The sequence below is a fragment of the Rhodovulum sp. genome, from assembly GCF_011048875.1.
Classification (GTDB): domain Bacteria; phylum Pseudomonadota; class Alphaproteobacteria; order Rhodobacterales; family Rhodobacteraceae; genus Rhodovulum; species Rhodovulum tesquicola.
In genome coordinates, this window is sequence record NZ_DSDD01000138.1 from 1 (window position 1) to 6345 (window position 6345).

Genomic DNA, 6345 nt, shown 5'->3' on the forward strand with positions numbered 1-6345 from the left:
CGACATGCCTTCATCCAGAGCAGCCACAAACCGCTGACGCAAATCAGAAGAATACGGTTTCCCCATCCATGCCGACCTCCTTTACGGCAATCAGCATGAATCAGAAATCACCCCGGATGTGAACCCCAAGGATTCAACTTGGTCGCGGTCGACCCTAGGGCCTCCCCGCCCCTGTCCTTCTTCTGGCCGCAAATATCCCGGGGGGAGTCCGAAGGACGGGGGGCAGCGCCCCCCGCGGGTCGCCTTGCGCAGCAAGGCGAAACCCGCTCATCCCGCCGGGCGCGGCGCGCGCAGCCAGAACCGCGCCATCATCGCCACGCCCGCCACCGCCAGACCCGCGGCCAGCCCCAGCCACACGCCGACGCCGCCCCAGCCCAGCCCGAATCCCAGCCCCCAGGCCACGGGCATGCCCACCAGCCAGTAGCCCACCGCGGCAATGACCATCGGCACCCGGGTGTCCTGCACCCCGCGCAACAGCCCCAGCGCCATCACCTGCGCCGCATCGACCAGCTGGAACAGCGCCGCCGCCGCCAGCAGCCCGGTGCCCAGCGCGATCACCGCCGCGCGCCCCGGATCGGCGGGGTCGAGGAACAGCCCGATCAGCGGCCCCGGCAGCGCCAGGAACAGCCCCATCGAGGCCGCCGCCACAGCGCCCGCCAGCCCCAGCGCCGCCAGCGCGCCGCGGCGCAGCGCCAGCGCATCGCCCTGCCCCATCGCGCGCCCCGCCCGGATCGTCGCCGCATTCGACAGCCCCAGATGCACCATGAACACTGCCGAGGTGATCTGCAGCGCGATCCCGTGCGCTGCCAGCGGTACCGCGCCCAGCCAGCCCATCATCACGGATGACGCCGCGAACAGCCCGACCTCGGCCAGGTTGGTCAGCCCGATCGGCCAGCCCAGCCGGAACACCCGACCCAGCGCCTCCCTGTCGGGCCGCCAGAAGCGGCGGAACAGCGTGTGCTCAGGCGTGGCGCGGATGACGTAAAGCACCATCACCCCCATCGCGGCCGTTTGCACGATCAGCGAGGCCAGCCCCGCGCCGCGGATGCCCAACTCGGGAAAGCCCCAATTGCCGAAGATCAGCAGGTAATTGGCCAGCGCGTTCAGCCCCACCGCCGCCAGCGTGACCCACAGCACGACCCGCGCACGCTCCAGCGCGGCGAGGTAGCTCTTGAGCACCATCACCACCAGCGCCGGCACCATCCCCAGCCCGTGCGGCAGCAGGTAGTCCTGCGCCAGCGCCGCGATCCCCGGCGCCTGCCCGGCGGCCAGGAACAGCCGCCCCGACGCCAGGAACAGGGGCAGCGTCAGCGCCCCGAACCCGATCGAGATCCACAGCCCCATCCGCGTGACCCGACGGATCTGCGCCGTCTCGTCCGCCGCCGCGGCGGTCGCCACCAGCGGCATCACCGCCCAGGCAAAGCCCGAGCCCAGCAGGAACAGCACGAAGAACAGCGCCCCGCCCAGCACCTCGGCGGCCAGCGCGTCGATGGAATAGCGCCCCAGCATGATCGCGTCGGTCAGCCCGATGGCGAATTGCGCCAGATGGCTGCCGATCAGCGGCAGGCCCAGCGCCAGAACGGCGCGCAGATGGGCAGCATGGCCCAGGGGGATGGCCGGGGCGGTCATCGCCCGCTGGTAGACCCGGCCCGCCCGCCCGGCAAGGGCCAAGCCATGCGTCCGGCGCATGGCGGGACGACCGGATTGGCGGCGCTGCGAGGGAAAGACGCCACAGTTCTGCCCGATTGTCCTTGGAGAGTGCGACCCGGTCCCGGCCGGGCGCCCGGTCCGGACCCGGCGCCAGCCATGTCCAGCGGAAAGTCCAGCCATGAACCGCTTGCCCTTCCTGTCGCAGACCCTGCATCCCCAGGCGGCCGGGCCCGTCCGGCTGCCGCCCGGCTATCGCGGCGGCACGGGCTGGATGCCGCGGATCGGCGACATCTTTCCCGATTTCGAGGCCCGGACCACGCAGGGCCCGATCCGGTTCCACGCCTGGGCCGAGGGACGCTGGACCGTGCTGTTCAGCCAGCCCGGCGCGTTCACGCCGGTCTGCACCACCGAACTGGGCAGTCTGGCCGAGGCCATCCCCGAACTCGACCGGCGCGGCGCGCAGGCGATCGGGCTGACGCCCGACCCGGTGGCCGATCTCACCGCCTGGTGCGCGGATGTTGCCGCGCTGTTCGGCAGCGCGGTCGGCTTTCCGATGATCTCGGATCCGGACGGCGCGATTGCCGGGGCCTGCGGCATGACCCATCCCAAGGAAAGCCCCGATGTCCCGATCCGCATGACGCTCATCCTGGACCCGGCGCTGCATGTGCGGATGATCTTCGAATACCCGGTGCGGATCGGGCGCGGCACCGAAGAGATCCTGCGCGTCCTGGACGCGCTGCAGGCGCGTGACAGACTGGAAGTGGCGACCCCGGCCGACTGGCAGCCCGGCGACCTGCTGCTGGTGCCCTCGGCATTCAGCGACGAGGAGGCGGACGCGCGGTTCGGCGCGGGGGGCTGGCGCCCGCTGCGCCGCTACCTGCGGGTGCTGGCGCCCCCCGCGACGGCGCATCGCGCCGCCGGGGCGGCCGCGACGCGCCTGCCCCGCGCGCGCTGAGCGGCGTCAGCCAGGCCTGCGCGCCACCAGGTCGACCAGCGCGGCGCGGCCGGAATGGCCCGGCCCCTTGGCGATCTCGGCATCGTAGTCGCGCAGTTCGAGGATCTTGAAATCGGCAACGCGGTCGCGCAGCAGCGCCTCGGTATACATCTGGTCGGGATCGGGCGGTCCGCCGGTGCCATAGCCCACCTGGCGCGGCACGAATCCATGCAGCAGCAGCAGCAGCCGCCCGCCGGGGCGCAGCGCGCATTTCATGCCGTCGAGGATGCCATCCTGCATGGCGCGCGGGGCGAACTGGATGAAGATGCCGATCACCGCGTCAAAGGGCGCGGCCTCCCAGTCCCAGAGGGCGATATCGGCCAGGTGGAAATCGACCGTGACGCCGCGCGCCGCCGCCAGCCGCCGGGCCTTGGCGATGGCATTGGGTGCGCCGTCCATCGCCGTCACCTCGAAGCCCTGCGCCGCCAGCCAGACCGTTGCGCCCCTCGCCCCGACCCGGACCGGGCGCGGGAGACCGGCAAGCCGCACGGCAGGAGGCTCAATCCCCGCGCGGCTTGCGCAGGTCGGGATGCAGCGAGGGGCCGAGGATATGCTCGGCCTTGTGAACCACATGTTCGGCCCGTCCGACGATCAGCGGATCGGGCGCGCGCACGATCCGCGCATCCTTGCCCGGATAGTCCAGCGAGCTCAGGAAATGGCGCATGCAGTTCAGCCGCGCCCGCTTCTTGTCGTTGGACTTGACGATGGTCCAGGGCGCATCGGCGGTGTCGGTATAGAAGAACATCGCCTCCTTGGCCTCGGTATAGTCGTCCCACTTGTCCGGGCTCGCCTTGTCGATCGGCGACAGCTTCCAGCGTTTCAGCGGATCGGTCTCGCGCGCCTCGAAGCGGCGGCGCTGTTCCTCGCGGCTGACCGAGAACCAGTATTTGTAAAGCCGGATGCCGGACCGCACGAGCATCCGCTCCAGTTCCGGGGTCTGGCGCATGAATTCCAGGTATTCGACGGACTAGCAGAAGCCCATCACCCGTTCCACGCCCGCGCGGTTGTACCAGGAGCGGTCATAGAACACCATCTCGCCCACGGTCGGCAACTCGCTGATATAGCGTTGAAAGAACCATTGCCCGGTCTCTTCCCAGGTCGGCTTGTTCAGCGCGACGACCCGGGCCGAGCGCGGGTTCAGATGTTCCATGAACCGCTTGATCGTGCCGCCCTTTCCGGCGGCGTCGCGCCCCTCGAACAGGATCAAGAATTTCTGCCCCGTCTCCTGCGCCCAGAGCTGCACCTTCAGCAATTCGGCCTGAAGCCTGGCCTTCTGCGCCTCGTAGGTCCGGCGCGGCATCTTCTGGCGATAGGGATACTCGCCCGACTCGAAGGCCTGCGCGATGGTCTCGGGCGCAGGCATGACGCGGGCGGGCGTTTCGACAACGGGGTCGGCGCGCTGGTCGGCGGCGGGGGGCGTGAGTGCGTCCATTCCATCCTCCTGCCGACAGGGTCGGCGCTTTCGAACGATTCTAACCCGCTTTCCCGACCCCGCCTTGAGCGATGTCAAGAACACGTTACAAAATCGTTACAACCCCCGCCCTGCCCGAGGCCCATTGCCCATCCGGGGCCAAAGCTGTTCTAATGCGCCTCCAAACCACCAGAGGACGAGCAGCCCATGTCCGCCGACGACCTGCTTTCCGGCGCCAGCCGGGATAATTATGACGCCTCCTCGATCGAGGTACTGGAGGGGCTGGAGCCCGTCCGCAAACGCCCCGGCATGTATATCGGCGGCACCGACGACCGGGCGCTGCACCATCTGGTGGCCGAGGTGCTGGACAACTCGATGGACGAGGCGGTGGCGGGCCACGCCACGCGGATCGAGGTGGAACTGCATGCCGATCATTCGGTCACGATCCGCGACAATGGCCGCGGCATCCCGGTCGATCCGCACCCGAAATTCCCCGACAAATCCGCGCTCGAGGTGATCCTGTGCACGCTGCATGCGGGCGGCAAGTTCTCGGGCAAGGCCTATGAAACCTCGGGCGGGCTGCATGGCGTGGGGGTGTCGGTGGTCAACGCGCTGTCCGACCGGCTGCGGGTCGAGGTGGCGCGGGGCCGCGAACTGTTCGCGCAGGAATTTTCCCGCGGCATCCCGCAAGGCGGCCTGCAGAAACTGGGGGCGGCGCCGAACCGGCGGGGGACCTCCGTCACCTTCCATGCCGACGAGGAGATCTTTGGCCATCACCGGTTCAGGCCCGCGCGCATGTTCCGGATGGCGCGCTCCAAGGCCTATCTGTTCTCGGGCGTGGAAATCCGCTGGAAATCCGCGATCGAGGATGGCGAGACGCCCCTTGAGGCCGTGTTCCACTTCCCCGGCGGGCTGGCCGACTACCTGACCGAGACGCTGGGCAAGGCCGCCACCTATGCCGACCGCCCCTTTGCCGGAAAGGTCGATTTCCAGTCGAAATTCGGCGTGCCCGGTTCGGTGGAATGGGCGATCAACTGGACGCCCTCGCGCGACGGCTTCATCCATTCCTATTGCAACACGATCCCCACCCCCGAGGGCGGCACGCATGAGGCAGGCTTCTGGGCCGCGATCCTCAAGGGCATCCGCGCCCATGGCGAGCTGGCCAACAACCGCAAGGCCGCCCAGATCACGCGCGAGGATCTGCTGACGGGTGGCTGCGCGATGGTCTCGACCTTCATCCGCGAGCCCGAATTCGTCGGCCAGACCAAGGATCGCCTGGCCACGACCGAGGCCGCCCGGCTGGTCGAGGGCGCGGTGCGCGATCATTTCGACAACTGGCTGGCGGCGGACACGAAATCGGCGGGCGCGATCCTCGATTTCCTCGTGTTGCGGGCCGAGGAACGGCAGCGGCGCAAGGCGGAAAAGGAAACGGCGCGGAAATCTGCCACCAAACGGCTGCGGCTGCCGGGGAAACTGGTCGATTGCTCGGCCACCTCGCGCGAGGGCACGGAACTTTTCATCGTCGAGGGCGACTCGGCGGGCGGGTCGGCGAAGATGGCGCGCGACCGGCGGATTCAGGCGCTGTTACCGCTCAGGGGGAAAATCCTGAACGTGCTGGGCGCGGCCTCTGCGAAACTGGGCAGCAATGCCGAGATCAGCGACCTGACCCAGGCGCTGGGCACCGGGATCGGCACGAAATTCAACATCGACGATCTGCGCTATGAAAAGGTCATCATCATGACCGACGCCGATGTGGACGGCGCGCATATCGCCAGCCTGCTGATGACCTTCTTCTTCACCCAGATGCGCCCGCTGATCGACCACGGGCACCTGTACCTGGCCTGCCCGCCGCTGTTCCGCCTGACCCAGGGCGCGAAGCGGGTCTATGCGCTGGACGAGGCGGAAAAGGAGATGTGGCTGGAAAAGGGCCTCGGCGGCAAGGGCAGGATCGACGTTTCCCGCTTCAAGGGCCTGGGCGAGATGGACGCCAAGGACCTCAAGGAAACCACGATGGACCCCGCGTCCCGCAAGCTGATCCGCGTGTCGATCGACGAGGACGAACCGGGCGAAACCGCCGACCTGGTGGAACGCCTGATGGGCAAGAAGCCGGAAATGCGGTTCCAGTATATCCAGGAGAATGCTAGGTTCGTGGAAGAGGTGGATGTTTAGGAACGTCTGAAAAACCTGCCGACTTCTGCCTGATCTGATAGGCTTGGGCATCCCTGCAAGAAGCCCCACCCATGCCGAAACAGCCCGCCTTTCCCGGGTTGCGCGATGCGATGAGGAAGAA

At 68.3% G+C, this 6345-nt stretch carries 4 protein-coding genes and 1 pseudogene; 2 read left to right on the plus strand and 3 right to left on the minus strand.

Annotated features, from left to right (window positions below):
• Positions 1-267: 267 nt before the first annotated feature.
• Positions 268-1629 (minus strand): MATE family efflux transporter, encoded by a 1362-nt coding sequence (locus ENN83_RS04725; RefSeq protein WP_287184642.1) that lies wholly within the window; start codon positions 1627-1629, stop codon positions 268-270.
• 199 nt (positions 1630-1828) lie between these two features.
• Here ENN83_RS04725 and ENN83_RS04730 point away from each other — a divergent pair, with 199 nt between their 5' ends.
• Positions 1829-2605, plus strand: a complete 777-nt coding sequence (locus ENN83_RS04730) for a redoxin domain-containing protein (RefSeq protein ID WP_287184635.1) — start codon at positions 1829-1831, stop codon at positions 2603-2605.
• A 6-nt stretch (positions 2606-2611) separates the two neighbouring features.
• Here ENN83_RS04730 and ENN83_RS04735 read toward each other — a convergent pair whose 3' ends face one another.
• Together ENN83_RS04735 and ppk2 are read right to left on the minus strand one after the other, a co-directional pair.
• A complete protein-coding gene (locus ENN83_RS04735) occupies positions 2612-3133 on the minus strand; it encodes a methyltransferase domain-containing protein (protein ID WP_287184637.1) in 522 nt (173 codons plus the stop codon).
• A gap of 10 nt (positions 3134-3143) precedes the next feature.
• A pseudogene (gene ppk2 / locus ENN83_RS04740) lies at positions 3144-4007 on the minus strand (polyphosphate kinase 2).
• Positions 4008-4262: 255 nt separating this feature from the next.
• On the opposite strand from ppk2, the gene parE reads away from it, so the two are divergent.
• Positions 4263-6224, plus strand: a complete 1962-nt coding sequence (gene parE / locus ENN83_RS04745; RefSeq protein ID WP_287184640.1) for a DNA topoisomerase IV subunit B — start codon at positions 4263-4265, stop codon at positions 6222-6224.
• Positions 6225-6345: the final 121 nt, after the last annotated feature.

What these genes read in the sequence shown, in the direction of transcription:
- ENN83_RS04725 (WP_287184642.1), bottom strand. Translation starts at nt 1,629, where the DNA reads ATGACCGCCCCGGCCATCCCCCTGGGCCATGCTGCCCATCTGCGCGCC.
- ENN83_RS04730 (WP_287184635.1), top strand. Translation starts at nt 1,829, where the DNA reads ATGAACCGCTTGCCCTTCCTGTCGCAGACCCTGCATCCCCAGGCGGCC.
- parE (WP_287184640.1), top strand. Translation starts at nt 4,263, where the DNA reads ATGTCCGCCGACGACCTGCTTTCCGGCGCCAGCCGGGATAATTATGAC.